The 26645-nt window shown below is 66.6% G+C and carries 20 protein-coding genes and 1 pseudogene; 9 read left to right on the top strand and 12 right to left on the bottom strand.

Going from position 1 to position 26645, the window contains the following annotated elements; genetic code table 11:
• Positions 1-78: 78 nt before the first annotated feature.
• The 3 genes from QO259_RS11530 to QO259_RS11520 form a co-directional block, all read right to left on the bottom strand.
• Positions 79-1140, bottom strand: coding sequence for a YcjF family protein (locus QO259_RS11530; RefSeq protein WP_285950082.1), 1062 nt, complete (start codon positions 1138-1140; stop codon positions 79-81).
• Positions 1137-2528, bottom strand: a complete 1392-nt coding sequence (locus tag QO259_RS11525) for a YcjX family GTP-binding protein (protein ID WP_285950081.1) — start codon at positions 2526-2528, stop codon at positions 1137-1139. The genes QO259_RS11530 and QO259_RS11525 overlap by 4 nt, the downstream gene beginning before the upstream one ends.
• A gap of 180 nt (positions 2529-2708) precedes the next feature.
• On the bottom strand, positions 2709-4304 hold the full coding sequence (locus tag QO259_RS11520; protein WP_285950080.1) for a solute:sodium symporter family transporter: 1596 nt from the start codon (positions 4302-4304) through the stop codon (positions 2709-2711).
• 661 nt (positions 4305-4965) lie between these two features.
• Between QO259_RS11520 and QO259_RS11515 the strand changes: the two genes are divergently transcribed.
• From QO259_RS11515 to QO259_RS11490, 6 genes are all read left to right on the top strand, one after another.
• The gene (locus QO259_RS11515) at positions 4966-6552 is read left to right on the top strand and encodes a glucan biosynthesis protein G (RefSeq protein ID WP_233076485.1); all 1587 of its coding nucleotides are present in this window, start codon (positions 4966-4968) and stop codon (positions 6550-6552) included.
• Positions 6545-9043, top strand: coding sequence for a glucans biosynthesis glucosyltransferase MdoH (gene mdoH / locus QO259_RS11510; protein WP_285950079.1), 2499 nt, complete (start codon positions 6545-6547; stop codon positions 9041-9043). The genes QO259_RS11515 and mdoH overlap by 8 nt, the downstream gene beginning before the upstream one ends.
• 161 nt (positions 9044-9204) lie before the next feature.
• Complete coding sequence (locus QO259_RS11505; protein ID WP_035473219.1) at positions 9205-9447, top strand: GlsB/YeaQ/YmgE family stress response membrane protein; 243 nt, start codon at positions 9205-9207, stop codon at positions 9445-9447.
• Positions 9448-9621: 174 nt separating this feature from the next.
• Positions 9622-10902, top strand: coding sequence for an acyltransferase family protein (locus QO259_RS11500; RefSeq protein WP_285950078.1), 1281 nt, complete (start codon positions 9622-9624; stop codon positions 10900-10902).
• Positions 10903-11042: 140 nt separating this feature from the next.
• Positions 11043-13466: a DUF1266 domain-containing protein gene (locus QO259_RS11495; protein ID WP_285950077.1), complete on the top strand. Its 2424-nt coding sequence runs from the start codon at positions 11043-11045 to the stop codon at positions 13464-13466.
• A gap of 292 nt (positions 13467-13758) precedes the next feature.
• On the top strand, positions 13759-14388 hold the full coding sequence (locus QO259_RS11490) for a C40 family peptidase (protein ID WP_285950076.1): 630 nt from the start codon (positions 13759-13761) through the stop codon (positions 14386-14388).
• A 162-nt stretch (positions 14389-14550) separates the two neighbouring features.
• Here the strand turns inward: QO259_RS11490 and QO259_RS11485 are convergent, their stop codons facing one another.
• Positions 14551-15033 (bottom strand): FKBP-type peptidyl-prolyl cis-trans isomerase, encoded by a 483-nt coding sequence (locus QO259_RS11485; RefSeq protein WP_207031222.1) that lies wholly within the window; start codon positions 15031-15033, stop codon positions 14551-14553.
• Positions 15034-15228: 195 nt separating this feature from the next.
• On the opposite strand from QO259_RS11485, the gene QO259_RS11480 reads away from it, so the two are divergent.
• Entirely contained in the window at positions 15229-15516 is a 288-nt protein-coding gene (locus QO259_RS11480; protein ID WP_207030986.1) for a hypothetical protein, read from the top strand.
• Between the two features lie 92 nt (positions 15517-15608).
• On the opposite strand, the gene QO259_RS11475 is transcribed toward QO259_RS11480, so the two are convergent.
• From QO259_RS11475 to QO259_RS11440, 8 genes are all read right to left on the bottom strand, one after another.
• Entirely contained in the window at positions 15609-16589 is a 981-nt protein-coding gene (locus QO259_RS11475; protein ID WP_285950075.1) for a lipid A deacylase LpxR family protein, read from the bottom strand.
• 197 nt (positions 16590-16786) lie between these two features.
• Positions 16787-17254, bottom strand: a complete 468-nt coding sequence (locus QO259_RS11470) for an outer membrane lipoprotein (RefSeq protein ID WP_035473204.1) — start codon at positions 17252-17254, stop codon at positions 16787-16789.
• Positions 17255-17393: 139 nt separating this feature from the next.
• Entirely contained in the window at positions 17394-18602 is a 1209-nt protein-coding gene (locus QO259_RS11465) for a cupin domain-containing protein (RefSeq protein ID WP_285950074.1), read from the bottom strand.
• Between the two features lie 29 nt (positions 18603-18631).
• Positions 18632-20005 (bottom strand): adenylosuccinate lyase, encoded by a 1374-nt coding sequence (gene purB, locus QO259_RS11460; RefSeq protein ID WP_285952768.1) that lies wholly within the window; start codon positions 20003-20005, stop codon positions 18632-18634.
• Between the two features lie 78 nt (positions 20006-20083).
• Complete coding sequence (hflD, locus tag QO259_RS11455) at positions 20084-20728, bottom strand: high frequency lysogenization protein HflD (RefSeq protein WP_285950073.1); 645 nt, start codon at positions 20726-20728, stop codon at positions 20084-20086.
• On the bottom strand, positions 20725-21912 hold the full coding sequence (gene mnmA / locus QO259_RS11450; RefSeq protein ID WP_285950072.1) for a tRNA 2-thiouridine(34) synthase MnmA: 1188 nt from the start codon (positions 21910-21912) through the stop codon (positions 20725-20727). Before mnmA ends, hflD begins: the two co-directional genes overlap by 4 nt.
• Positions 21913-22121: 209 nt before the next feature.
• Entirely contained in the window at positions 22122-22571 is a 450-nt protein-coding gene (locus QO259_RS11445; RefSeq protein ID WP_035473198.1) for an NUDIX domain-containing protein, read from the bottom strand.
• A gap of 116 nt (positions 22572-22687) precedes the next feature.
• Positions 22688-23278, bottom strand: a complete 591-nt coding sequence (locus QO259_RS11440; RefSeq protein WP_285950071.1) for a pseudouridine synthase — start codon at positions 23276-23278, stop codon at positions 22688-22690.
• 454 nt (positions 23279-23732) lie between these two features.
• On the opposite strand from QO259_RS11440, the gene clpS reads away from it, so the two are divergent.
• Both clpS and clpA read left to right on the top strand, forming a co-directional pair.
• Complete coding sequence (gene clpS, locus QO259_RS11435; protein WP_285950070.1) at positions 23733-24062, top strand: ATP-dependent Clp protease adapter ClpS; 330 nt, start codon at positions 23733-23735, stop codon at positions 24060-24062.
• Positions 24063-24174: 112 nt separating this feature from the next.
• A pseudogene (gene clpA / locus QO259_RS11430) lies at positions 24175-26438 on the top strand (ATP-dependent Clp protease ATP-binding subunit ClpA).
• Positions 26439-26645 lie beyond the last annotated feature (207 nt).

Here is a 26645-nt window from a genome sequence, read left to right as displayed (position 1 = left end):
TGTCTTGCCTTCGCTCGCCGAATTTGTAAACACCCTCTGAGAGGGCGCTTACAACATGCCTGTGTTCTACGTTGGCGGTCAGCTCGGCTCGCGGCCGCTCTGGGCCGAATCGTCCAGCCGGCGCAGCTGCTGCCATACCTCGCGGCGGAGATCGGCCAGGCGCGGGCGCTCGTCGGCGGTAAAGGCGATCGGGCGGGTGGTGGCGATGGCTCGCAGGCCGAGCCTCGCGGTCAGCAGGCCTGCGCCCAGCCCCTGACCGGCGCGGGTGGAGAGCTTGGCGGCGAGGTTCATCGACAGTAGATCCATGCCGGCATCGGTGACCATCTCGCTGGCGCCGGCGAAGGCCATGTTGCGCAGCACCTCGCGGAACAGGCGCAGGCGGCTAGCGTAGCCGAGCTGCAAGCCATAGAGCGCGGCGATACGATCGAGCATGGCGATGTTGCGCCAGGCCATCAGCGCCATGTCGACGAGGGTCAGCGGGCTCACTGCGACCATCACTGCGGTCTCTCCCGACATTCGTGTGATCAGCCGGCGCGCGGCCTGATCCCGCGGGCGCAGTAGGTGCCAGGCGAGCAGTTCACGGGTCTCGGCGGCGCTGTGATGCGCCTCGTGCGCGGCGATGAAGGATTGCCAGTGCGGATGCCCCTGCGCGAGCCCCATCTGGGTGCGCAGCGCCTCGGCCAGCGCTAGCGGTTCGGCGTTCTCCTGGGCGCCTTCGCCGCTGGCCGGCCAGGTGTCGTCGAGACGCTCGCGCAGGCGTGCGTGGCGGCGCAGCTTGCGCAGTCGCCACAGCTCACCCAGCAGCGCCTTGCCGCCGAGGCCGATGGCCAGCAGTCCCAGCGCGCTCCAGGCGCCGGCCAGCCAGTCGCCGCCCAGGGTGGCATGGTAGAGGGTCTGGCCCGCCTCCAGCGTGCCCAACCCCAGGCTGGCGCTGAACAGCACCAGCAGCCCCCAGCGGCGCTTGCGCGGGGGCGCCAGGGCGGCGTCCAGCGCCGGCGAGGGCATCTCCTCCTCGGGCGCCGGGGTCGAGGCCTGCTCGGGCAGGTAGGCGTGCGCGCCGCGCAGCGTCGCGTCGTCGCCGGTGCGCTCGTCGCTGGCGGCGGGCTGGTCGAAGCGGCGGCCGGGGCGTGGATCGCTCATCGCAGTTTGTCTCCCAGCAGCCAGTCGAGCGCTGCGTCCATACGGATGTGCGGCAGCGCGCCGCCATCGGCCTGCGGCGGGCGAAAGGCGGTGAAGGTGAAGCCCTGGCGCTGCCAGAAACCGGCGTCGGGCAGCCGCGCGGGGACATCACCGGGATAGAGCAGCAGTGGGGCGTCGTCGAGGCCGTGGCCGCGCAGCGCTGGCTGGCGCTGGCCGTCGCTTTCCACCTCGCGATTCTCGGTGGCGCGGATCGCCGCGAGCGAGAAAGCGCGCACTGGAACGTCGGCGTAGCGCAGATCCTTGAGCGGTTCGGCCAGCAGCGACTCGAGCAGCGCAACCAGATGGGGGTGCTGATCCGGGGTGACGTGATCGGCCTTGGTGGCGGCGATCGCCAGCCGGTCGATACGCGGCGCGAACAGCCGGTTGATCAGGCCGCGCTTGCCATAGTCGAAGCTCTGCATCAGCGTGGTCAGGGCGGCGGCGAGATCCTCGAAGCGTTCGGGGCCGGCGTTGAGCGCACCGAGCACGTCGACCAGCACGATCTGACGATCGAAGCGGCGAAAGTGCTCGCGGTAGAACGGCTTGACCACGTGCTGCTGGTAGTGGCGAAAGCGCCGCGTCAGGGTCTTGTAGAGGCTCTCGGCGGGCAGCGCTTCGAGCTGGCGGCGGTCCGCCTCGGCGATGCCGGGCAGCGGAAAGAACTGCAGCACCGGCGCGCCCTCGAGCTCGCCGGGGAGCAGGAAGCGCCCCGGCTGCAGATGCGAGAAGCCGGCCTCACGGGCCTGCCGGAGGGTGTCGGCGTAAAGCCTCGCAAGCTCGGCCAGGCGGGTCTCGTCGAGCGTCTCGTCAGGGCGATGGGCGGTAACCGCGCGACGCCACGGCTCGGCGAAGCGCTGGCGCTCGGGGCCCATGGCCGCGAGCTGGGTCTCGCTCCAGCCGAGGAAGTCGTGGCCGAGCAGCGGCAGGTCGAGCAGCCACTCGCCGGGATAGTCGATCAGATCCAGGGTCAGGTTGGCGGTATCGCCGAGCAGGCCGCGGGCGCGTCGGGTCTTGAAGCGCAGCTTGAGGCGCAGCTCGCTGATCCCGCGGGTCGGCTCGGGCCAGCGCGGCGGCTCGCCGGAGAGGCTGGCGAGCGCCTCGTCGTAGGGGAAGCGCGGAATGCCCAGGTCAGGCTGCGACATCCGCTGGGCGCCCAGCAGGCGGCCTTCGCGGGCCGGCTTGAGCAGGTCCAGCCGGGCATCGATACCGGCATGACGCAGCTGGTTGACCAGCGAGGTCAGAAACGCGGTCTTGCCGGCGCGGGAGAGCCCGGTCACCGCCAGACGCAGCTGGCGATCGCGGCCGCGCTCGATCAGGTTGTGAATCTCTTGGGTCAGGTCTCGGGGCATCGCCTCGTTATCCGCACGCATTCGCCGTCAGGGTAGCTGAAATGTGTGGGTAAACCGCTGTTCAGGCAAGGGCCGCGCGGAAAAAGGACGCTCGGATACGCGAACGCCCCGCACAGGGCGGGGCGTTCTGGATGAGTCCGTATCGTCGCCGGGCGCTGAATGCGGCCGGCCTCGACGCACTCAGTTGGCGAAGGTGAGGTAGATCGCGAACACCAGCACCAGCAGCAGGATGCCCACCGGCACCGCGCCTTTCCACGGGGTCAGGTCGACTGCCTTGACGTCTTCCTGGATCCAGGCCTCACGCCGCGGTGCGATCTTGCCGATCAGCAGCATGCCGAGGATCAGCAGCACGAACACCCCAGCGACGAAGTGATACTGGTTGGTCAGGTCGAGGATGGCGTTGAACGGCGGCACGAAGTAGCCCAGTGCGATCAGCACGATACCGCCGATCAGGCCGAAGATGGCGGCGCTCTCGGGAACGCGCTTGGTCACCAGGCCGACGATCACCACCGCCAGGATGGGGATGAAGTAGATCGCGTTCATCGTCTGCAGATAGTCGAACAGGCTCTCCTGACCGGCCAGCAGCGGGGCGATCGCCATCGATGCCACCGCCATGATCCAGCCGAATACCTTGCCCGATTTGACCACCTCGGCTTCGCTGGCGTCCTTGCGGAACACACCCTTGTAGAGGCCCAGGCTGAACAGCGTGGTGGTGCTGTTGAGCGCCGAGTTGAACGAGGAGAGGATGGCGCCGACCATCACCGCGGCAAAGAAGCCGGTCAGCCACGGCGGCAGCAGGTGGAACACCAGATGGCCGTAGGCCTGATCCGGGGCGATACCGTCGCCGGCGTAGAGCTGGAAGGCGATGATCCCCGGCAGCACCAGGTAGAGCGGGCCGAGCAGCTTGAGGAAACCGGTCAGCAGCACCCCTTTCTGGCCTTCGGCGAGGCTGCGCGCGGCGAAGGTACGCTGGATGATCTGCTGGTTGGTGGACCAATAGAACAGGTTGATCAGGAACACCCCGGTGAACAGCGTCGGCCACGGGACCTGCTGGTCCGGCCCGCCGAGGGAGTTCAGACGCTCCGGCTGAGCTTCTTGGATCGCGTGCCAGCCGGCGGCGATGCCATTGCCACCACCCACCGCGTCGAGCCCCAGGTAGACGATCAGCAGGCCGCCCACCAGCAGGCCGATGGCGTTGATGGTGTCGGACACCGCGACCGTGCGCAGCCCGCCGAACAGCGCATAGACCGCGCCGATCAGGCCTACGCCCCAGACCGTCAGCCACAGCAGAGTGGTGCTCGAGTCGATGCCGGTCAGCACTGGTAGGTCGAGCATTCCCTGCAGGCCCACGGCGCCGGAGTAGAGAATGATCGGCAGCAGGATCACCGCGTAGGCGATCAGGAAGATCACGTTGCAGATCAACTGGGTGGTCGGGCCGAAGCGCTCCAGCAGCAGCTGTGGCACGGTGGTGATACCGCTGCGCAGAAAGCGCGGCAGGAAGAACAGTGCCAGCAGTACCAGCGCGACCACGGCAACCACTTCCCACGCCATCACGCTGAGACCGTCGGCAAAGGCGGCGCCGTTGAGCCCCACCATCTGCTCGGTGGAGAGGTTGGTCATCAGTAGCGAACCGGCGATCAGCGGAAAGGTCAGGCTGCGCCCGGCGAGAAAGTAGCCGCGGGTGTTGCTGAGATCGTCACGGTGGGTGATACGCCATGTGATCAAGGCGACCAGCCCCGTGAAGAAGAGAAACGAAATCAGAGTCCATGCATGCATTGGGGCAGTTCCTGGTTGAATGCATCCCAGCGGCGCCATCACAGGCGTGCCGCATTACGCTGCGGAGTGTCGGATAAGTGGGCGCGAAGCGCTATTCGCCATTTGTCTGACATAGCCTTTGCAATGTCTAGGCATGGGCACGGGCTCGGCGGAGTCGGCGTGACCAGGGGGATAGACGGGTGAGTCGAGCAACGAGAGCTGCACGATAGGCGTGCCGAAAAGGGCGGTGGCAGGCGGCTCGGGCGCCCGGCGGGACAGCCCCGGGGGTAGCTGAAAACGGCCAGATACGCCATTATGCCCAGCCAGCGGCATCGCCGGGATGGCGGTATGGCTCCAGGCGCCGGCTTCCATATGTACCTTGTCGGTGGCCGGCGGCAGTGACTGCGTCGCGCGCCGAGGTGCCGATGCGGCGCATTCGATACGCCGGCGCGGCTTGGCGATGGCGCCTATGCTAGACTGCGGCTGTCATAGAGGCATGGATGCTTCGCTATCCCGTCGTTTTTCGTCGCCAGTTATCATCGCGGCGCCCTTGCCATGGCAAGGCGAGGTGTCGTCGGCGCGCTTCGTTGCCGCCTGCCGCGGCAGGTTCGGCCCGGTGTCCGTGGTGGCGCCGGATGAGCGTGTTGTTACCGGACAAGATAGTTTTGAAAGGAGTGTGAGTGTGAGTGCATCGATCCGGCAAGGTAACCTTGAACGACGCAAGGGGCTGATACCCGCGGTGGCCCTGACCGGGCTGCTGCTTGGCGGCATCGCCCAGAACGTGCTGGCCTTCGGCTTCGACGACGTCGCCAAGCAGGCCGAAGAGCTCTCCCAGCAGGGTTACAGCGAACCGGAACGCAATCTGCCCGATGAGCTGCGCAACCTGAACTTCGCCCAGTACGAGCAGATCCAGTTCAAGCGCGATCGCGATGTCTGGAGCGGCGATGGGGTGCCGTTCACGCTGAGCTTCTTCCACGAAGGCATGCATTACGACAGCGCGATCAAGCTGCACAGCGTCGACGAGCAGGGTGAGGTGCACGACTTCGCCTACAAGCCCGACGACTTCACCTATGGTGACCTGAAGCTCTCGGACAAGGTCAAGAACAGCACCGATCTGGGCATCGCCGGCTTCAAGGTCAACTACGCGCTCAACGATAACCCGCGCAAGGACGAGACCATGGTCTTCCTCGGCGCGAGCTATTTCCGCGTGGTCGGCAAGGATCAGGTCTACGGTGTCTCCGGGCGCGGCCTGGCGGTCGATACCGGTCTCTCCTCGGGTGAAGAGTTTCCGCGCTTCAAGGAGTTCTGGGTCGTCAAACCGAGCAAGAGCAGCCAGTATCTGACCATTTTCGCGCTGCTCGACTCGGCCAGCGTCACCGGCGCCTACCGTTTCGTGCTGCGCCCCGGCGCCGATACCGTGGTCGACGTCAAGTCGCGGCTCTATCTGCGCCGTCCGATCGAGAAACTCGGCATCGCGCCGCTCACCAGCATGTATCTCTATGGCCCGGCGCAGCCCTCTTCCGAGCTCAACTATCGCCCCGCCATCCATGACTCCAACGGTCTTTTGATCAGCGACTCGCAGAACGGCTGGACCTGGCGTGCCCTGGCCAACCCGGCCAAGCTGATGATCAACGAGCAGGCGACCCCGCGGCTGCGTGGCTACGGCCTGATGCAGCGCAACCATGACTTTTCCGCCTACCAGGATATCGCCAACCGCTACGATCTGCGTCCCAGTGCCTGGGTCGAGCCGCAGAACGAGTGGGGCGCGGGCAAGATCGAGCTGATCCAGATTCCGACCCCCAACGAGACCAACGACAACATCGTCTCGATGTGGCTGCCGGAGACCGCGCCCGAGCCGGGTACGCCGCTGGACTACGACTACCGCTTCACCGTGACCAAGAACGAGAGCCGCTACGCCGATCCGTCGCTGGCCTGGGTCGAGCAGACCCGCCGTTCGCGCGGTGAGGTGCTCAAGGACAATCTGGTGCGTGAAGCCGATGGCTCGCTGGCCTTCGTGATCGATTTCGACGGTGCCGCGCTCTCCGGGCTTGGTGACGACGCCAATATCAGCGTCCAGGCCAGCGTGGGTGACAACGGCGAGCTGGTCGGCAGCCGCGCCGAGCCCAACCCGGCCACCGGCGGCTGGCGCGTGTTCGTCAAGGTCAAGCGCAGCGACAACAGCAAGCCGCTGGATATCCGCGCCTACCTCAACAAGGGTGACCAGCGTCTCTCCGAAACTTGGTACTACAGGCTGCCCGCCAATGGCTGATGCGACTCCCTCACAGCGGATCGCATCGGCTGACCAGTACCTCGAGCGCTTGGCGCTCGAGGCCCAGGACCGCGACGCGCGCCGTCGCCTGCTGGCGAGCGATCTGGATACCCACGACATGGCGGCGCTGCATGCCGCCCTGGGCGGGCACGAGCCGGACCCTGAGGACCCTGCGGCGCAGTCGGTAGGGCGGCGACTGGCGCTGGCCTACGCCGAACCGCCGTTGGCACCACCGGAGGTGCTCACCACCGACGCGGCAGGGATTACCCGCCTCGAGACTGCACCGCCGATGCAGCGCACCCCGCTGGCGCCGGAGGCGTGGTCGACCAACCCGTTCGTGCGTTTCGGGCAGCGCTTTCGCAACTGGGTGGGGCGCGGCTTCCGCCGTCGGGTGCGCCCGGCCAAGCCCAAGCCGCGCTGGCAGTGGGTCGCCACCGGGCGTCGCTGGGTGCTGCTGGTACTGATTTTTGGCCAGAGCGTGATCGCCGCCAACCAGATGCGTACAGTGCTGCCGGGGCAGGGCGCCCAGTGGCTGGAGATGGCCATTCTGGGGCTGTTCGTGCTGCTGTTCGCCTGGGTGTCGGCGGGTTTCTGGACCGCACTGATGGGCTTTTTCCAGCTTTTGCGCGGGCGCGACCGCTACGCCATCGATTCGGAAGTAGGTGACGAGCCGATCGACCCGAGTGCGCGTACCGCACTGCTGGTGCCGATCTGCAACGAGGACGTGCCGCGGGTGTTCGCCGGGGTGCGCGCGACCCTGGAGTCGCTGCGCCAGAGCGGTAATGATCGTCACTTCGATCTGTTCATCCTGAGCGACACTTTCGATCCCGACACGGCGATCGCCGAGACCCACGCCTGGCTGGCGCTGTGTCGCGATCTCGATGCCTTCGGCCAGGTCTTCTATCGCCGGCGCCAGCGCCGGGTCAAGCGCAAGAGCGGCAACCTCGACGACTTCTGCCGTCGCTGGGGCGCGCTCTATCGCTACATGCTGGTGCTCGATGCCGATAGCGTGATGAGCGGTGCCTGCCTGACGCGTCTGGTGCAGATGATGGAGGCACACCCGGATGCCGGCATCGTGCAGACCGCGCCGCGCGCCTCGGGGCGTCTCAATCTCTATGCGCGCATGCAGCAGTTCGCGACCCGTGTCTACGGCCCGCTGTTCACGGCCGGGCTGCACTTCTGGCAGCTGGGCGAGTCGCACTACTGGGGCCACAACGCGATCATCCGCATGGCGCCGTTCATGCGTCACTGCATGCTCGCGCCGCTGCCCGGCAAGGGCTCGATGTCGGGTGAGATTCTCTCCCACGACTTCGTCGAGGCGGCGCTGATGCGGCGTGCCGGCTGGGGTGTCTGGATCGCCTACGAGCTCGAGGGCAGCTACGAGGAGATGCCGCCCAACCTGCTCGACGAGCTCAATCGCGACCGTCGCTGGTGTCACGGCAACCTGATGAACTTCCGGCTGTTCCTCTCCAAGGGGATCCACCCGGTCCATCGTGCGGTCTTTTTGACCGGCCTGATGTCCTACATCTCGGCGCCGCTGTGGTGTCTGTTCCTGGTGCTGTCGACGGCGCTGCTGGCCGTGCATACCCTGAGCACGCCGAACTACTTCCCCGAGCCGGGGATGATGTTCCCGGTCTGGCCGCAGTGGAACCCGACCCTGGCCGTGGGCCTGTTCGGCGCCACCGCGACGCTTTTGTTCCTGCCCAAGGTGCTGAGCGTGGTGCTGGTGTGGATCCAGGGCAGCCGGCAGTTCGGCGGGCCGTTCAAGGTCTTCGTCAGCATGGTGCTGGAGTCGCTGTTCTCGATGGCGTTGGCGCCGGTGCGGATGCTGTTCCATACCCGCTTCGTGCTCACCTCGCTGATGGGTTGGGCGATCCAGTGGCGCTCGCCGTCGCGCGAGAACAGCGACACCACCTGGGGTGACGCGATCCGCAACCACTGGAGTCAAACCCTGATCGGCGCGGTGTGGGCGACCGGGGTCTACTTCATGGAGCCGACCTTCCTGTGGTGGCTGTCGCCGATCGTCGGCGCGATGATGCTGTCGATCCCGGTCTCGGCGCTGTCGAGCCGGGTGGGCCTGGGCAGCGCCTGCTTCCGCGCGCGGCTGTTCCGCATCCCCGAGGAGACCCATCCGCCACGCGTGCTGCGGCGGATGGTGCGCCATCTGGGGCGGATGAACGCGGCGGCGGCCACGCCGCACTTCGTGCAGGTGGTGGTCGACCCGGTCGCCAATGCGCTGGCCACGGCGCTGGGCACCTCGCGTCACGCCACGGCGGAACCGCTACGTCGGCGCCGGGCAGAGCGCGTGGCGGCGGCGGCGACCCGTGGGCCCGCGGCGATGAGCAATCTCGAACGGCTGGCGTTTCTCGACGATCCGGTGATGATGTCGCAGCTGCACTTCCGTGTCTGGAGCGATGCTCAGGCGCACCGGGAGTGGTTCGAGTCCGGCATGCCGTCGCGCGAGTCGACTCGGGTGCCGGTGTTCGCCTGAGCTAGGGGGGCAGGGCGAACGCCAGGATGGGCCGACGATCGTCGGCCCATTGCGTTGATGGGCGGTCGCGACCGTGAAGATTGTGCCCGGGATGTCTATTCTTGAGGCGACGGCGGCAAGCGCCGCCTCGACACCCCTCATCGGAATCAAGGAGTGACTCTATGGGCTTTATCTTGTGGCTGATCATCGGGGGTATCGCTGGCTGGATCGCGGGTAAGGTGATGCGCGGCGGTGGCTTCGGCATCCTCGGCAATATCGGCGTGGGAATCGTCGGCGCCGTGATCGGTGGCTTCATCTTCAGTCTGCTGGGGCTCTCCTCTAACGGGCTGATCGGGTCGCTGGTGGTGGCCACGATCGGTGCCATCATCCTTTTGTGGGTGGTGGCCAAGATCAAGAAGGCCTAGCGTCGAGCAGATGACAAGCCCGGAAGAAGCGCCCGTACAACGGCCTTCTGGCCGGGTCTGGCGCCTTGCGCTGGGTATGCCGCGCCATGAGGCGTGCCCAGCGGCGGGAATCGGGTAGAATGAGGCCTTTCGACGGCCAGAGATCTGCAAGGAATGCCTGATTCAAAGACCGCCGTGTCCGGCACGCAAAGCGCCGGCCAGAAGGAGCGTTTCATTGGCCTGGAGTGGCTGCGCTTCTTTCTCGGCCTGTATATCGTCATCTTCCATACGCTGCACACCTATCCCTCGATCAGCAGCTGGTCGCACTATGTGACCGATATCGGCTTCTTCTCGACCAGCGCGTTCTTCGTGCTCTCGGGGTTTCTGCTGACCCACGTCTATCTCGACGACGCGCATCGCATGCGCGAGCCGGTCAAGAGCTTCTTACTCAAGCGTTTCTCGAATCTCTATCCGATTCATATCGGCTCGCTGATCCTGGCGATGAGTGTGTCGGCGCTGGTCGGCTATCTCGCCATTGCGCCGGGTGACAGCGACATCTCGCTGCGCTTCGTGGTCTACGACGTCAACAACGACATCGGCCAGCTCGACTGGAAAAGCCTCAACCACACCATGTCGCCGCTGGAAACGGGCATCAATCTGCTGCTCAACCTGACCCTGCTGCACGCCTGGAATCCGCTCTATCTGACCTTCAATCCGCCCTCCTGGTCGATCTCGGCGCTGTTCTTCTTCTATCTGACCTTCCCGTGGCTGGCGCCGCGTCTGCGCCGGGTACTGCATCCGCGGCGCGCCATGCTGTGGGTCAATCTGATCTATCTGATTCCTCCGCTGATCGTGGTCTTCACCACCAATTACGGGGTGCCGGAGACCGGCATTCTGCACCGCAATCCGCTGATCCGGCTGCCGGAGTTCGCCGCCGGCATTCTGCTCTATACGTTCTATGCCCAGCAGCGTTCGGCGGGGCGCTCGATGTCGCCGAGCCGGCAGCTGCTGGCACTGCTCGGCGTGTCTGCCAGCATTGCGGTGGCGCTGTTTCTGCTCGGGCGCGGACACGCCTGGTACTACCTGCTGCATGATGGACTGCTGCTGCCGGCGCAGCTGACGCTGGTCTACGTGGCCGCGCAGTGGGGCGAGCCCAGGAGCCGACGGATCAAGCGCCTGGCCTCGCGTCTGGGCGGCGCCTCGCTGCCGATGTTCGCCCTGCACGTGCCGCTGTATGCGGTGTTCTCGCGGGTCGAGCGGGTGCTCTCGGGGGATCCGGGGCTGTGCCTGAGCGACTTTCGCGGCTGCCTGGCCGCGGCCGGCGAGGTGCATCTGTGGCTCTATCCGGTCTTTCTGCTGCTCACGGTGCTGTTCTGTATCATGTTCCAGGAGCAGTTCGTGGTCCGGGTTCGGCGCTGGCTGCTGCGCCATCTGCTGCACAAGACGCCGCGCACGCATGTCGACAAGATGAGCTGATTTGGCGACCCGCGCGATGCCCCGGCGACCTGGCGGTCGGCGGGGCGTTCGCTTTCCGGTATACTGTGCCGCCGCGTCCGTGGCGGTCTTCTCGATCGTCAAGCGGACGTCCTGTCTTCGGCGTTTCACGAGGTCTCTCTTTGCGCGAACTTCTCGTCCAGTGGTGGGCTCAGCAGCTGACACTCTGCGGTTGGCCCGAGGGCGCCGATCCGCGCCAGGCGCTGTCGCCGGTGCAGGCGCGGGAGCGTCTGCAGACGCTGGCGATCACCGATCGCGACGAGTTCGCCTGGCGGCTGTGGGAGAGCGCGGTCGATGGGCAGCAGCCACCGCTGTCGCGTCTGGCGGCGCTCGAACTGCTGGCGCTGGGTGGGGCGGCAGGGTGGCTCGAGGGCGAGCGCCAGGCCGCTTGGCTTGCCTGGCTGGCGGCGGAGATCATGACCGCCTACCCCTCGCTGACCCGCTGGCGCGCGGCGCTGGCGCCGTGGAGCGATCCGCTGCTGGATGCCGCCGGGCGCGCGCTGGCCAAGCGTGAACGTCAGGGTCGTGGGGTCGACTGGCAGGCGCTGGGGCGTCAGCTGGAAGGGGCGCAGGCGGTGCCCGAGTCGCTGTGGGCCGATCAGCTGTGGGGGGCGCGCGCGACCTTCGCCCCGGTGCTGTGCTGGCCGTTCACCCCCGACCCCGACGAGCGCTTGGGGTGGCAGCGTCTGCTGCGTGAAGAGCTCGATATCGCCGGGCGCGATGCGCTGCTCGCGGGCCTCGAGTGGCTGGCGCGTCAGGGCTATCGTTACGGCTGGGACATGGATGCCGCCCGGCTCGGGCGCGAGGGCCCGAAGGAAGCCGAGACCTGGCTCGCCTCGCTCGGCGAGCAGCGCGAGTATGGCCAGGTGCTGGTCGCCTTCCTGGCCCGCGCGGAGCCGCTCGAATGGGCGGCCTGGGACTGGCTGCGGCTGATCGACCAGGCTTATCTTGGCTTCGGCGCGGGCTGGCTGTCGGCGCAGGAGGCCGAGACCTTCGCTGCCCACGGTCTGGATCTGCTGCAGCAGCGCTACGCCGACTGGCCCGCCATGGCCCACGCCTACCAGCGTGGTCGCAGCCTGTTCGAGGGGCGTGATCTGTGCGCTGACCTCGAAGCCGATTGGGGCCGCCTGCTGGGGGCGACCGGCAGCCCCTGGCAGACCCCGCTGGCACACAGCCTCGACGATGGCCGTCGCCAGCAGGCGCGGCGCGTGGTGCGTGAGCGTCACGCCTCGGCCGACGCCTGGGTGCTGGCGCTGGCGGCGGTGCGGGAGCCGGACCTGGCGACCCGCCGGCAGCTCGGCGAGCCGCTGGCACCGGCGCGGCGTGAGGATGCCGAGCGCTATCTCAACGAGGTGCTGACGCTGCGCCGGGACGAACCGCTGACGGCGCTGGCGCGCTACTGGATGCCGGCTCAGGCGCATCATCTCAACCAGTTGGCGGCGGATGCGCGTCACCCCGGCGCGGCAGGCAGCGGTCGCGTGGCGGGCGAGCGGCGTCAGGCGTTGAAGGCGTGCGCCGATCACGCCGCGACCGTCTTCATGGCCGAGAAGTACGCTTTCTATCTGCTCATGGCGGCGGACAGCGAGCGCTACGCGCCGGCCGAGCTGCAGGCGCAGGCGCGTTCGCTGGCGGGTGCGCTCGGGCGCTTCTATGCTACGCCGCAGACGCTGCTCGCGGCCTGGCTGGCGTGGGAGACGCTGCTCAGCCCCGAGGAAGCGCCGGAGGAGACTGGGCTGGGCGATGATATCGCCTGGCACTTGCGCGACCCGGGCTCGCGCTTTCACTGGCTGACGCCGGTCTTCGATAGCCAGTGGCAGGAGCCGGGGCCGCGCCCGAGTCTCGAACAGTTCACTGCGATCTCCTTGGCCGGGCCGCTCAACGAGGCGGCCTGGCAGTGGCCGCTGCCGCTGGCGGCGGAGGATCGGCGCGCGCTGCAGGAGTGGTTGGAGCATCAGTACGCACTGCAGGGGGCCGTGGGGCTCACCGAGTTTCTCGATTTCCTGCTCGAGGCGGGGGATCGGCAGGAGTATCAGATCAACTACGCGCCCTATACGCTCAATCCACGCCGCCTGGCCGAGGAGATCGCGATTCTCGAGTCCGGTGACTGCGGCGAGGAGGAGCGGGTGCATCTGCTGCGGCTACGCCATGTGCGCGACAACGCCTGCGGCTGCAACGACGAAGACATGACCGCCTGGGATATCGCCCAACTGGTCGATCTGAGTCTCGCCGGGCGCCAGCTCGACTGGCTCGGCGATGCCACGCTGACGCGCTATCTCGAGGCGGCGGGGCGCCTCGCCGAGCGTCACTACAGCAGCTGGCAAGCCTACGCCGAGGGGCTCTACAGTGGTTTCGGCTTCTTCATGGACGACACCCCGGAGCGCGACGATTTCCTGCGCCGCTTCCGCGAGGCGTTGAATGCCTGGCTCGGCGCCTCGCCGCTGCTCGCCGGCAGCTGGGCGAGTCTCGACTTCCCTGGTCGTCCGGGGCGTCACTCGACGCCGCTGCACGTCGACGTGCTGGTAGGTGGGCCGCACCGGCTGCATTGACCGCGTTGCTGCGATCGAATCTCTCTTTCATCGCGATAGGGCTCGTCAAAGCCCTATCGATGACATATCATCCGCGATGTGCTACGCACGTCGGCCAGACGGCGCGTGGTTTTTTTGATCCTGACTATCGATGATTCGAGCCGAATACTGGCCGCTTTGGCGGTGATACCCCCACCGGTGTCACCACCACAGCGACTCAATTCGCCCGATGGCGCTTGCCCGGTCGTGAGACGTCCGCGGCGTGTATCGAGGCATGCCCGTGGTGGCTCACCGGTGAATGAGGTTGCGCTGAATGCTCAAACGCACGGCCCTGGGGTTGGCCATCGCCTTTGTCGTGAGTGGCTGTTCGACCCCCGCACAACAACAACAGGTTCACGCGCAGTACGCGCTTCCGGTGGCCAAGTCGCGCTTCGTCGTCGCCCAGCAGACGCCGGCGGCATCACCTCCCCGGACGCATCAGCAGGCACGCCAGGTGCGTGACTACCACCAGCCTTCCCCCGTCTCGCCTACCATCATTCGCGAAGCGCTGCTCGATGAGCACCAGCGCTGGGTCGGCACCCCCTATGCACTCGGCGGCAATGGCCGTCACGGCATCGACTGCTCGGCGCTGATGCAGCATGTGTTCACCGAGGCCTTCTCGCTCGAGCTGCCGCGCACCACCGAGGAGCAGGTCCAGGAGGGCAGCCGCGTCTCGCGCAGCGATCTCAAGGCCGGCGATCTGGTCTTCTTCCGTCCGCCGGGGCCCTACAACCATGTCGGTGTCTACGTCGGCGATGGCTACTTCCTGCACGCCTCGACGTCGCAGGGGGTCAAGCTGTCGCGGCTCGACAATGTCTACTGGGGACGCTACTACTGGCAGGCACGGCGCCCCATGGAGCGCACCCAGCTGGCGCAGCGGGTGGTTCTGGCCAGCGAGGGCTGAGGGTCACCGCAGCTTACGTGTTGCGCCATGCGCGCCGCGATGGAAGTAGACAAAAGGAAGTAGACAAAAGGAAGTAGACAAAAGGAAGTAGACAAAAAAAGGCAGCCGAGAGGCTGCCCTTTGTCGTTGCGCCCGCATGAGCGGGGCGCCGCGGTGTGCGACTCAGTGCTCGTGGCCGCCTTCACCATGGACGTGGCCATGGGAGACTTCGTCTTCGGTCGCTTCACGCACCTCGGTGATCTCGACGTCGAAGTTGAGCTTCTCGCCGGCCAGCGGGTGGTTGCCGTCGACGGTGACGGTGTCGCCTTCGACCTTGGTCACGGTGACCATCAGCGGGCCTTCCTGGGTCTGGGCCTGGAACTGCATGCCCGGCTGGACTTCCTCGACGCCCTGGAAGGCGTCGCGCGGCACTTCCTGTACCAGCGCCGGCTGTACTTCACCGTAGCCTTCGCTCGGCTCGACGGCGACCGTGAGCTTGTCACCATTGGTGCGGCCTTCGAGCTGCTTCTCCAGCCCCGGGATGATGTTGCCCGCGCCGTGAAGATAGGTCAGCGGATCGCGGCCTTCCGAGCTGTCCAGGACCTCGCCCGCGTCGTTGGTCAGGGTATAGTGAAAAGCGACCACGGAGTTCTGGGCAATCTGCATCTGGGAACCTTTGCGTTTGTGCATGTCTCCAATATCGTAACGTGCCATGGCTTCCGTGTCAGGTGGTGAGCGGTCGTCATGGGCGAAAACCATGCCTCTCGCCCGGCATTCACCGGCAGTTGCGCCGGATCGAGGCTGTGAGTACCCTGCGGAAGGCATTGATATCGTGATCTCTGGGGTGAGGAGAGGTGTTGCATGACCGTGTTTATCGTATGGCTCGTCGCCTTTGCCGTGCTGCTGTTCCTGGCGCTCAAGGCGTGGGATGGGGCGCTGGGTGGCGCGGTTGAGCGCTGGCTGCCGGCGCAGCTCAGAGGGGATCCGGCGCAGGATCGCTGGATGGTGTCGGTGGCGTTGGCGATCCTGGGGGCGACGTTCATCGTCAAGCCGATCTCGATGCTGCTGACGCTGATTCTGCTGGCACTGCTGGTGTGGGTCGGCAAGCGCCTGGCCTGCTGGGCGCTGCGTAAGGCCAAACTGCACTGAGCAGAATGTCGGCGATACTACCGGCCAGAGTGACGACGGGCGCTGTCGCGATGACAGCGCCCGTCGTGTTTTAGGCTCGGGAGCCCCCGGGCTCAGAGCCAGGTGGAGAGAGTGAGCGAGCCGAATCGATCGCTGCCGTCCTGCTCGTCGAACTCCTTGGTGCGCCACACCGAGCTGTAGGAGAGCTGCCAGCGGTCCCAGGACAGCGCCAGGCCGAGCTGGGCGTCACCGACCCAGGGGCGACGATCCACCGAGTGGCTGTCTTCGAAGGTGTTGCCGTCGAGCAGCATGTTGTGGGCCATGAGTCGGCCCTCGAGATTGGCGAAGAGATACCAGTTGAAACCGCTGTTCTCGCGGAAGTAGACCCGACTGCCCTGTGACGGCGCCACCGCCGGCACGCCGAAGCTCTGGTCGAGTCCCTCGCCCAGGCGCAGGCCCAGACCGCTGGCAGCGTAGGTGTAGAGATTGCCCACGGCGAAGCCCACCGAGGGGCCGAATTCGGTCTCCAGGCCGCCTAAGTGGGCGGTCTTCCACCAGGCGGTCTCGTAGGCCACATTGACGAAGGGCTCGTTGTGAAGCTGGTTGTGCCAGCCTTCGGGCTCGTCGCTGCCGATCCAGTGGTGGAAGTTCTTCTGTACCGTACGCGCACCCGAGCCGGGGCCGACCAGGCCAGCGTCGAAGAACAGGCCGCTGGTGCGGTGCCAGCCGGGCGTGCGCGACTCGTCGAACAGTGAGAGCCCGGCATACAGGACGCCGGCGTAGGGGCGATCGTCCTCGACCAGGCTGCGCTGATCGATGTCCTCGGGGGTGTAGATCTGCTGGCCGAAGCGATAGGCGGCGCCGTCCAGCGTGGCGCCGCTCCAGCCCGGCAGGATGTCGGCGAGCTGGCGCGTCCAGTGACCGGCACTCGGCGCGAAGGACCAGCCGATCTCGAGGCCGTTGGTGTAGTGACCGTCGCCGCCGCTGGCGAACAGGTCGTTTTCCGCTTTGAGCGTGAGCAGACCGTCGGCGCCGGCGGCACCCGACAGCAGCGCTGCGGCCAGGCCGGCCGTGGCTGTTATGCGTCCCTTCATGTCCCTGTCATTCCCTTAAGAGTCTTAACCACAGAACATACGATAGCGTATGTAAAGTGCGGGCGACAGGCGAAAATAGTATCAGGCTAACGATGCGCGCCGATCGCCTGCCAGAACGCAGAAACGGCGCCCCGGAGGGCGCCGTTTCGTGGCCGCTGACCGGCGATCGACGCGCAGGAGCGCGCCGCCGGCAGGCGTCAGTAAGGGGCGACGCTGACGCTGGAACCGCTGGCGATCAGGCGCACGCGCTGGCCGACCTGCCAGTTGCGATCGGCCTTCTGCACGACCACCACGTTCTGACCGCTGTCCTGGCGGATCTCCAGCTCGTAGGCGTCGACGCGGTCGGTCGCCTGCTGGACCTTGCTGCCGGCGATGGTGCCACCGATCGCACCCGCCGCGGTGGCCAGGGTCTTGCCGGAGCCACCGCCCACCTGGTTGCCGAGGAGGCCGCCGATCACCGCGCCGCCCAGGCTGCCCAGCACGCTCTCGCCGTTACCACCCTGAATCTGTACCGGGCGCACCGACTGAATGGTGCCGTAGCTGACCGACTGTGCGGTCTCGGCTTGATTGCCGCGGTAGACGTCGCCCGAGTAGGTCGAGTTGTTGGCGCAGCCGGCCAGCGCCAGCACGCTCATGGCCAGCGCGGGGATAAGCAGTTTCTTCATGTTCACTCCTCCTGAACCTAGCAACAAGGCGTTGTGCCAAGGATATTAAAACAGTGTTTCCGAACTCGTCCAGCATTTCTGCCGCGGCCGGCCCGACTCAGTGTAGGCGGCCTGCGACGAACTTGCCGCCGTTGCACGCTCACGCATCCTCGTCGTCTTCCTCATCCTCGTCGTCTTCCTCATCCTCGTCCCAGCACAGGCTGCCGGCGTCGAGCAGCGCGGCCAGCACGACGGCCGCCTCGGGATGGTCCAGGCTCTCCTGGCCTAGGGGCTCGGCCTCGCACAGGCGTTGCGCCAGCGCCGGATCGCAGTCGAGGGCGTCGCCGTCGGCGAACAGCGTCGCCCGGGTCGACGTCTGCCCCCGCCAGGCGAAGCGTGAGCCGGGGCTATGCAGCAGAAGCTCGCCGGCGGCCAGCGCGGCCTGTACCTCGGCCGGATCGCTGGGGCTGTCGCTGGGTACCAGCTGATCGAGATACTTGGGTTGGGTCATGGCGCGTCCGAACCATTGCGCCATCTGATCCGGGCGATCGATGGCGGCCAGCAGCAGCGCGCGCACGCGTTCCACCGCGGCGTCGTCCAGCTCACCGGGGTGCTGCGGCGGCTGCAGATCGGCATCGGTGTAGCGCTGGCTGTCGCCGAGCTGCTCGCCGATGTAGTCGGCGAAGGCAGTGACTGTCTCGTCGACCGAGGGCGCACGAAAGCCGATCGAGAAGGTCATGCAGTCATCCGAGGCGCTGACCCCGTGATGGGCCACACCCGGCGGCAGGTAGAGCATGTCACCGGGCTCCAGGACCCAATCCTGATCGGGCTGGACCTCGAAGGTATCGAGGATGCGCAGATCGATGCCGGCGATCAGCGGCGCGTCGTCGCCGGGCTTGCCGCCCAGCTGCCAGTGGCGCCGTCCGCTGGCCTGCAGCAGGAAGACATCGTACTGATCGACATGCGGGCCGACGCTGCCGCCGCTGGGCGCGTAGCTGACCATGATGTCGTCGAGCCGCCACTGCGGCAGGAAGTCGAACTGGGCGAGCAGTGCGGCGACCTCGGGCACGTAGTGGTCGACCGCCTGGACCAATAGTGACCAGCCGCTTTCGGGCAGGCGCGCGAAGGTGGCGTCGTCGAACGGGCCTTGGCTCACCTGCCACGCCTTGTCCGGGCCCTGCTCCTCGACCAGGCGCGACTCGACCTCGGGTTCGCAGGCCAGGCCGGCGAGGTCGTCCGGATCCAGGGGCGAGACGAAATCGGGCAGCGCGCCGCGGATCAACAGCGGCGACTTCTGCCAGTGACGGCTCAGGAACTGGGCGGGCGTCAGGCCGCCCAGCAGCGTGCGCGGGGTGTTGGCGGCGGTCATGGCATCCTCCTGCGGTGGGGCGGGCGCGCTCAGGCGTCCAGCGCCTTGGCCTGGGCGGCGGCGTTGCCGGTATAGGTGCCCGGGGTCAGCGCCTTGAGCTCACGCTTGACTTCGTCCGGCAGCGCCAGGGTGTCGATGAAGGCGGCGAAGCCTGCCTGGTCGATACGCTTGCCGCGGGTCAGTTCCTTGAGCTTTTCGTAGGGCTTTTCGATGCCGTAGCGGCGCATCACGGTCTGGATGGGCTCGGCCAGCACTTCCCAGCTGTTGTCCAGGTCGGCGTCGATGCGCTCCGGATTGGCTTCGAGCTTGCTGATGCCCTTGAGCGTCGCCTGGTAGGCGATCAGGCCTTGTGCCAGGCCGGTGCCGAGGTTACGCAGCACGGTGGAGTCGGTCAGGTCGCGCTGCCAGCGGGAAATCGGCAGCTTCTGGGCCAGGTGCGTCAGCACGGCGTTGGCGATCCCCAGGTTGCCCTCGGAGTTCTCGAAATCGATCGGGTTGACCTTGTGCGGCATGGTCGATGAGCCGATTTCGCCGGCCACCGTGCGCTGCTTGAAGTAGCCCAGCGAGATGTAGCCCCAGACGTCGCGATCAAAGTCGATCAGGATGGTGTTGAAACGACACACCGCGTCGAACAGCTCGGCGATGTAGTCGTGGGGCTCGATCTGGGTGGTGTAGGGGTTGAAGGTCAGCCCCAGTTCGGCGACGAAGGTCTGCGCATTGGCCGCCCAGTCGATGTTCGGGTAGGTCGCCAGGTGAGCGTTGTAGTTGCCCACGGCGCCATTGATCTTGCCCAACAGCTCGACGGCTTCGATCTGCTGGAGCTGGCGACGCAGACGCGCGGCGACGTTGGCCATTTCCTTGCCCAGGGTCGTGGGGCTCGCCGTCTGGCCGTGGGTGCGCGAAAGCATCGGCTGGTCGGCATGTTCGTGGGCCAGCGCGACGATGGCTTCGGTGACCTGGTGCATCATCGGCAGCAGCACATCCTTCAGGCCGCCGCGCAACATCAGGGCGTGAGACAGGTTGTTGATGTCTTCGCTGGTGCAGGCGAAGTGGATGAACTCGGTGACGGCTTGGAGTTCGGCGTTGTTCTCGACCTGCTCCTTGAGGAAGTATTCCACCGCCTTGACGTCATGGTTGGTGGTGCGCTCGATGTCCTTGATGCGCTGGGCATCCTCGACGCTGAAGTTGGCGACGATGGCGTCGAGCCAGGCAGTGGCGTCGGCTGACAGCGCCGGCACTTCCTTGATGCCGTCATGCGCGGCCAGGCGCTGCAGCCAGCGCACCTCGACGGTGACGCGGGCGCGGATCAGGCCGAACTCGCTGAAGTGCTGGCGCAGCGCGGCGGTCTTGTCGGCGTAGCGGCCGTCGACGGGAGAGAGGGCGGTGAGAGCAGAGAGTTCGATCATCTTGGGTTCCCGAAGCGTCACGCGAGCGATCGGCTCGCGTTGGAAAAGGCGAAAAGGGGCGCGGGCGGCCCGCGTTCAGTGGCCGTCGAGCTCGCGCAGGGCACGCTTGAGCGCGCCACGCTGGAAGATCAGGCTCCAGCGCCGGCCACCCTGCTGGTGCCACAGCAGGGCAAAGCGCACGCCGCCGAGCAGCGCGGTGCGGATGCGCGGGGGCATGCCCGGGCTCTGCAGCAGGCTCGGCTCGCCCTGCACCACGATGCGGTAGCGGAAGGTCGACAGCGTCTCCTGATACAGCTCGCCGAGGCTGGCGATCACATTGTCGTGGGTGTTGCCGAAGTGCTCGGCCTGGCCCTGTATGCGCCCCAGGCGCTCGCCCAGGGTGCGCATCATGGCCGGGTTCTTGCGCAGCTTCTGCATCAAAAGCACCATCGAAAAGCCGTAGCGCATCACCGCCGGGTCCGCCTGCTGACGCGACATCACGGCCAGCAGGGTGTCGATACCCTGGCGCAGATTGTTGTGGTGACCGCCGTAGATCGACTCGAAGGTGGGCGGGTCGGTGTCGAGCGTGGCGCGCACCAGCGTGTTCCAGGCGCGCTCGTCACAGTGGCCGGTGCGCGCGAGCTGGTCGACCACCGTGGCGGCCTGAAACACCCCGGCGAGGGCCAGCGCCTGACGGCCGCTGGCGCCGAGGGGGGCAGACTGGATGGGCGTTGGGTTCATGCCGAACGCGCGCTCCCTGTGAGTGAGGTGGGCTCGATCGCGCCGGCCGCGGTGGTGGCAGTGGCGCGGATCACCGCACCGCCGAGGCAGACGTCGTCGGCGTAGAGTACCAGCGACTGACCCGGGGTGACCGCGCGCTGCGGGGTGGCGAAGTGCACTGCCAGGCCGCCATCGTCGAGCACCTGCACCTCGCAGGGTTCGTCCTGCTGGCGGTAGCGGGTCTTGGCGCGCAGGCGCGTGGTCTTGGGCGGGGCGCCGGCGATCCAGGCGGCGGGTTCGCAGTAGGCGGTGTCGCTGTAGAGCAGCGGGTGCTCGCCCTGGACCACCACCAGCACATTGCGCGCGAGATCCTTGGCGGCGACGAACCACGGATCTTCGCTGTGCGCCTTGAGCCCGCCGATGCCCAGGCCGCGGCGCTGGCCCAGGGTGTAGTACATCAGGCCCATGTGCTCGCCGACCACTTCACCCTCGGGGGTCTCGATACGCCCCGGCTGGGCCGGCAGATACTGCTTGAGGAAGTCGCTGAAGCGGCGTTCGCCGATGAAGCAGATGCCGGTCGAATCCTTCTTGCGCGCGGTGGCCAGGCCGTGGCGCTCGGCCAGGGCTCGCACCTCGGACTTCTCGAGCTCCCCCACCGGGAACAGCGTCTTGGCGATCGCCGCGCCCGGCACCGCGTGCAGGAAGTAGCTCTGGTCCTTGTTGGCATCGCGCCCCTTGAGCAGCTCGGCGTGGCCGTCCGCGGTGAGGCGCCGGCGCACGTAGTGGCCGGTGGCGATCAGGTCGGCGCCGAGCATCTCGGCGTAGTCGAGGAAGACTTTGAACTTGATCTCGCGGTTGCACAGGATGTCCGGATTGGGCGTGCGTCCGGCCTGGTACTCGGCGAGGAAGTGCTCGAACACGTTGTCCCAGTACTCGGCAGCGAAGTTGGCCGTGTGCAGCTTGATGCCGAGGCTGTCGCAGACCGCCTGGGCATCGGCCAGATCCGCCATCGCGGTGCAGTATTCGGTCCCGTCGTCCTCGTCCCAGTTCTTCATGAACAGGCCCTCGACGCGGTAACCCTGCTCGAGCAGGCGCAGCGCGGTGACCGAGGAGTCGACGCCACCGGACATGCCCACGATCACGGTGGTAGCGCCGGTCGCGGTCGGGCCCTCGGGTGTCTCGGATGGAGGTGTGGCAAGCGTCATGGCGAATCTCTGGCCGACAGGGGCCGTGGCGAGCGGGGCGCAACCCCCGGCACCGGCACGGGCCGCGAAATAAATGACCCGGGATTATAGCCGAAAGCGCGGGGCAGCATCGAGTGCGCCGCGCTGTCGGCTCGGTTGCCGGTGGCGTGGGCATGGCGGTGCGAGTATGGCGGGGAAAACTTGGCGACGAGCGACTGGCGAGGCCGACGTCAGCGTTCGCGAATCGCGTCCAGCGGAAAGCGGCGGCCCTCGCGCACGTCACGCAGGCGCTGCATCACCACCGGGCTGCGCAGTCGGCGGGCGCGCTCGAGGTCATCGATCTCGTCGAAGGTCAGCCAGTGAGCGCTGACGATCCCCTTGTCGAGCGGGTTGCCCAGATGCGCCAGCGGTAGGCCCAGGAAGGCGTGGCTATGGAAGGTGAGGCCATCCTGAGTGTGATGGACATAGAGGCCGAGATAGTCGGTGATCGCCACCTGCCAGGCCGCTTCCTCGCGCACTTCGCGCTCGGCCGCGGAGACCAGCCGCTCGCCGCGCTCGAGGTGGCCGGCCGGCTGGTTGTAGAGGCTGAACGGGCCGCCACGATCCTCTTCAACCATCAGATAACGGCCGGCGCGTTCCACCACGACGGCCACGGTCACGCGTGGTGTCCAGCGATTCATGTCATCTCTCTCCCCACTCGAACGCTTCCACGGCGCGCTCTGGCGGCCGGGCTGACTACGATCATACCGGGTCTGGCGTCGCGGCACAGCCCGTGCGGCCCTCCCCGAGGCTGCGTTCAGCGGCGTCGGCGCGTTCGCGCGCGGCCCGGAGCGGGTGCCGTCGGCAGGTTGAGCCGTTCACTACGCCACGCCCCGGGAGCCAGCTCCCCCAACTGCCAGGGGCCAATCGCCACTCGCACCAGGCGCAGCGTGGGGTGGCCGATATGCGCGGTCATGCGGCGTACCTGGCGGTTGCGCCCCTCGCGCAGCTCGATCTCCAGCCAGGTGGTGGGGATGTCGCGGCGAAAGCGCACCGGCGGGTCGCGCGGCGCTGGCGGCGGGCCATCCAGCCGGCGAACTCGGGCCGGCCGCGTTGGGCCATCCTTGAGCGTCACGCCGCGGGCGAGCGCGGCCAGGGCGGCGTCATCGGGCGCGCCCTCGACCTGCACCCAGTAGCGTTTGGCCAGCTTGTGGCGCGGGTCGCTGATGCGGTGGATCAGGCCGCCGTCGTCGGTGAGCAGCAGCAGGCCCTCGGAGTCGTAGTCGAGGCGGCCGGCGGCATAGACGCCGGGCACCGCCAGATGGTCGGCCAGGGTGGCGCGACCGCGATCGTCGGTGAACTGGCAGAGCACCTGATAGGGTTTGTGCAGCAGATAGATTCGACCCATGGCGTTCGCGTCGAGACGGCTCCTGGCGAGTGAGTGGATGGTATGACAAGGCCCGGACGGCGAGTGACCGGGCGCGGGCGCTGACCTGTGCGGAACTGGCGCCAGGACCCACGGCTAACTATTTTTTGTTCGGGCTTGCATCATGGCGATATCGGCCGCATCTTCAAGGGAACCTCGGGTCTTCAACGGTATCCAACACCTCACTGACTGAGAGACGGCTCGATTCGCACCTGTATGATGATTCGCACTTGGGCGAGGCGGCCAAGGCACCGGTGCCCGGCAAGGCAACGCGGTGCTGCACAGCGTACCGGTGCCGGTCGCCAGCCGCACCCGCCGCAATATCCTTGCGACGACAGACGAACCCGGACCGTGCACTCAGGAACTCATCCTTACCATGTTAGAGATCGTAAATAGCGTGTCGTCTGATTCCCATGGGGAGCCGGCGCGTCTCGGTATGACGCGCCCTCCCGACCCTGATCACCACGAGCAGGGAGACGTTGCCGAACAGGCGTCGGAGCCGAAGCTGGCGCCGCCGCCGATGTACAAGGTCGTACTCTACAACGACGACTACACCCCGATGGAGTTCGTCGTCGAGATACTTCAGCGTTTCTTCGCCATGGACAGTGAGAAGGCGGTGCAGATCATGCTCGCCGTGCACACCCAGGGGAAAGCGACCTGCGGCATCTTCACCCGCGACGTGGCGGAGACCAAGTGTCATCTGGTCAACGAGTATGCGCGCGAGTGCGAACATCCGCTCCTGTGTGATGTGGATGCCGTCGAGTAGGGGTGGTGGGGCGGTCCGCGACGCTTTATGCGTCGGGGACTTGCGAAACCGCTGTTTGTGCCCGATTGTGAAAGTGCCGACCGACGCCCTCAGTGGCTAAAAGGGGACTGCCATGTTGAGTAAAGAACTTGAACTCACCCTGAACACGGCCTTCACCGTGGCGCGCTCCAAGCGACACGAGTTCATGACCGTGGAGCACTTGCTGCTGGCGCTTCTCGACAATGCTTCGGCAGCCGACGTGCTGAATGCCTGTGGGGCGAATCTGGAGAAGCTTCGTGCCGATCTGCAGGATTTCATCAACTCCACCACGCCGCTGATCCCCGAGGATCAGGACGATCGCGAAACCCAGCCCACGCTCGGCTTCCAGCGCGTGCTGCAACGTGCGGTATTTCACGTCCAATCCTCCGGCAAGAGCGAAGTCACCGGCGCCAACGTGCTGGTCGCGATCTTCTCCGAGCAGGAGAGTCAGGCGGTCTATTTCCTCAAGCAGCAGAGCGTGGCCCGCGTCGACGCGGTCAACTACATCGCTCACGGCATCTCCAAGGTGGCGGGCCACGGCCAGTCGCAGCAGCCTTCTCAGGAGTCCGAAGAGGGCGAGGAGGCCGCTACCGAGAATGGCCAGCACCCGCTCACCAGCTACGCCACCAACCTCAACGAGCAGGCCCGTCTGGGCAAGATCGACCCGCTGATCGGGCGCGATCACGAGCTCGAGCGGGTGGTCCAGATCCTGGCGCGCCGGCGCAAGAACAACCCGCTGCTGGTGGGCGAGGCCGGCGTCGGCAAGACCGCCATCGCCGAAGGTCTGGCCAAGCGTATCGTCGAGGAAGATGTTCCCGATGTGATCGCCGATGCGGTGGTCTACTCCCTGGACATGGGCGCGCTACTGGCGGGCACCAAGTATCGCGGCGACTTCGAGAAGCGTCTCAAGGGGCTGCTGGCGGAGCTGCGCAAGCAGGAGAACTCGATCCTGTTCATCGACGAGATCCATACCGTGATCGGCGCCGGCGCCGCCTCGGGTGGGGTCATGGACGCCTCGAATCTGCTCAAACCGCTGCTCTCCTCGGGTGAGCTGCGCTGCATCGGCTCGACCACCTTCCAGGAGTTCCGCGGTATCTTCGAGAAGGACCGCGCCCTGGCTCGCCGCTTCCAGAAGGTCGACGTGCCCGAGCCCTCTGTGGACGACACCATTCGCATCCTCAAGGGGCTGCGCGGGCGCTTCGAGGAGCACCACCAGCTCAAGTACACCGACGGCGCGCTGGAGAGCGCGGCGCGCCTGGCGGATCGCTACATCAACGACCGCCACCTGCCGGACAAGGCGATCGACGTCATCGACGAAGCCGGTGCGCATCAGCGGCTGCTGCCGCCCGAGGCGCGAGTCGCGACCATCGATGTCGACCAGGTCGAGGCAGTGGTGGCGTCGATCGCGCGGATTCCGCCGAAGAGCGTCTCCAGCTCCGATCGCAAGCTGCTCTCCAATCTGGAGCGCGATCTCAAGATGCTGGTGTTCGGGCAGGACGAGGCGATCACCAGTCTGTCGGCGGCGATCAAGCTCTCGCGGGCCGGGCTCAAGTCGCCCGACAAGCCGGTCGGCAGCTTCCTGTTCGCGGGCCCCACCGGGGTCGGCAAGACCGAGGTGGCGCGTCAGCTCTCGCATCTCATGGGGATCGAGCTGGTCCGCTTCGACATGTCCGAGTACATGGAGCGCCACACCGTGTCGCGCCTGATCGGGGCGCCCCCGGGTATGTCGGTTACGACCAGGGCGGTCTGCTGACCGAAGCGATCAACAAGCAGCCGCACTGTGTGCTGCTGCTCGATGAGATCGAGAAGGCGCACCCGGAGGTCTTCAACCTGCTGCTGCAGGTGATGGATCATGGCCGTCTGACCGACAACAACGGCCGCGAGGCGGATTTCCGTCACGTGATCATCATCATGACCTCGAACGCCGGTGCCGAGCAGATCTCGCGTCGCTCGATCGGGTTCCAGACCCAGGACCACTCGACCGATGGCATGGAGGTGATCCGCCGGACCTTCTCGCCGGAGTTCCGCAACCGCCTCGACGGGATCATCCAGTTCCACGGTCTCGAACCGTCGATCGTGCGCAACGTGGTCGACAAGTTCCTGGTCGAGCTGCAGGCTCAGCTCGACGAGAAGCGGGTGCAGCTGGATGTCGACGAGGATGCCCGTCGCTGGCTGGCAGAGAAGGGCTACGATCCGGAGATGGGGGCGCGGCCGATGGCTCGCGTGATCCAGGAGAAGCTCAAGAAGCCGCTGGCGGAGATGATCCTGTTCGGCGATCTGGCCGAGAACGGCGGCGTGGTCCACGTCACCGTGGAGAACGACGAGCTACAGCTGGAGACCGAGGCCGAAGTGGCCTAATCGGGTTGCCCGAGTGGCTGGGTGCGCGGCCAGCCACTCGATGTCCCGACGGGCGGTCTCGATACGCCAGAACGTCGAAACGACCAGGTCCAGAATTTACAACCTCTTCGAAACGACAACGCCTCGCCATGGCAACATGGCGAGGCGTTTTCGATTCTGGGTGCTGGCGGCGGCTGACGCCCGTGACAACGGTGGCTCGGGGCGCGA

The sequence above is a fragment of the Salinicola sp. JS01 genome, from assembly GCF_030284585.1.
Classification (GTDB): domain Bacteria; phylum Pseudomonadota; class Gammaproteobacteria; order Pseudomonadales; family Halomonadaceae; genus Salinicola.
This window is presented reverse-complemented; position numbering and strand designations above follow the sequence as displayed.

Bases quoted from the DNA above. Each gene is read 5' to 3' on its own strand.
- QO259_RS11520 (WP_285950080.1), bottom strand. From the start codon at position 4,304: ATGCATGCATGGACTCTGATTTCGTTTCTCTTCTTCACGGGGCTGGTC.
- QO259_RS11505 (WP_035473219.1), top strand. From the start codon at position 9,205: ATGGGCTTTATCTTGTGGCTGATCATCGGGGGTATCGCTGGCTGGATC.
- QO259_RS11490 (WP_285950076.1), top strand. From the start codon at position 13,759: ATGCTCAAACGCACGGCCCTGGGGTTGGCCATCGCCTTTGTCGTGAGT.
- QO259_RS11475 (WP_285950075.1), bottom strand. From the start codon at position 16,589: ATGAAGGGACGCATAACAGCCACGGCCGGCCTGGCCGCAGCGCTGCTG.
- QO259_RS11465 (WP_285950074.1), bottom strand. From the start codon at position 18,602: ATGACCGCCGCCAACACCCCGCGCACGCTGCTGGGCGGCCTGACGCCC.
- QO259_RS11445 (WP_035473198.1), bottom strand. From the start codon at position 22,571: ATGAATCGCTGGACACCACGCGTGACCGTGGCCGTCGTGGTGGAACGC.
- QO259_RS11470 (WP_035473204.1), bottom strand. From the start codon at position 17,254: ATGAAGAAACTGCTTATCCCCGCGCTGGCCATGAGCGTGCTGGCGCTG.
- QO259_RS11530 (WP_285950082.1), bottom strand. From the start codon at position 1,140: ATGAGCGATCCACGCCCCGGCCGCCGCTTCGACCAGCCCGCCGCCAGC.
- hflD (WP_285950073.1), bottom strand. From the start codon at position 20,728: ATGAACCCAACGCCCATCCAGTCTGCCCCCCTCGGCGCCAGCGGCCGT.
- QO259_RS11480 (WP_207030986.1), top strand. From the start codon at position 15,229: ATGACCGTGTTTATCGTATGGCTCGTCGCCTTTGCCGTGCTGCTGTTC.
- mdoH (WP_285950079.1), top strand. From the start codon at position 6,545: ATGGCTGATGCGACTCCCTCACAGCGGATCGCATCGGCTGACCAGTAC.
- mnmA (WP_285950072.1), bottom strand. From the start codon at position 21,912: ATGACGCTTGCCACACCTCCATCCGAGACACCCGAGGGCCCGACCGCG.
- clpS (WP_285950070.1), top strand. From the start codon at position 23,733: ATGACGCGCCCTCCCGACCCTGATCACCACGAGCAGGGAGACGTTGCC.
- QO259_RS11485 (WP_207031222.1), bottom strand. From the start codon at position 15,033: ATGCAGATTGCCCAGAACTCCGTGGTCGCTTTTCACTATACCCTGACC.
- QO259_RS11440 (WP_285950071.1), bottom strand. From the start codon at position 23,278: ATGGGTCGAATCTATCTGCTGCACAAACCCTATCAGGTGCTCTGCCAG.
- QO259_RS11525 (WP_285950081.1), bottom strand. From the start codon at position 2,528: ATGCCCCGAGACCTGACCCAAGAGATTCACAACCTGATCGAGCGCGGC.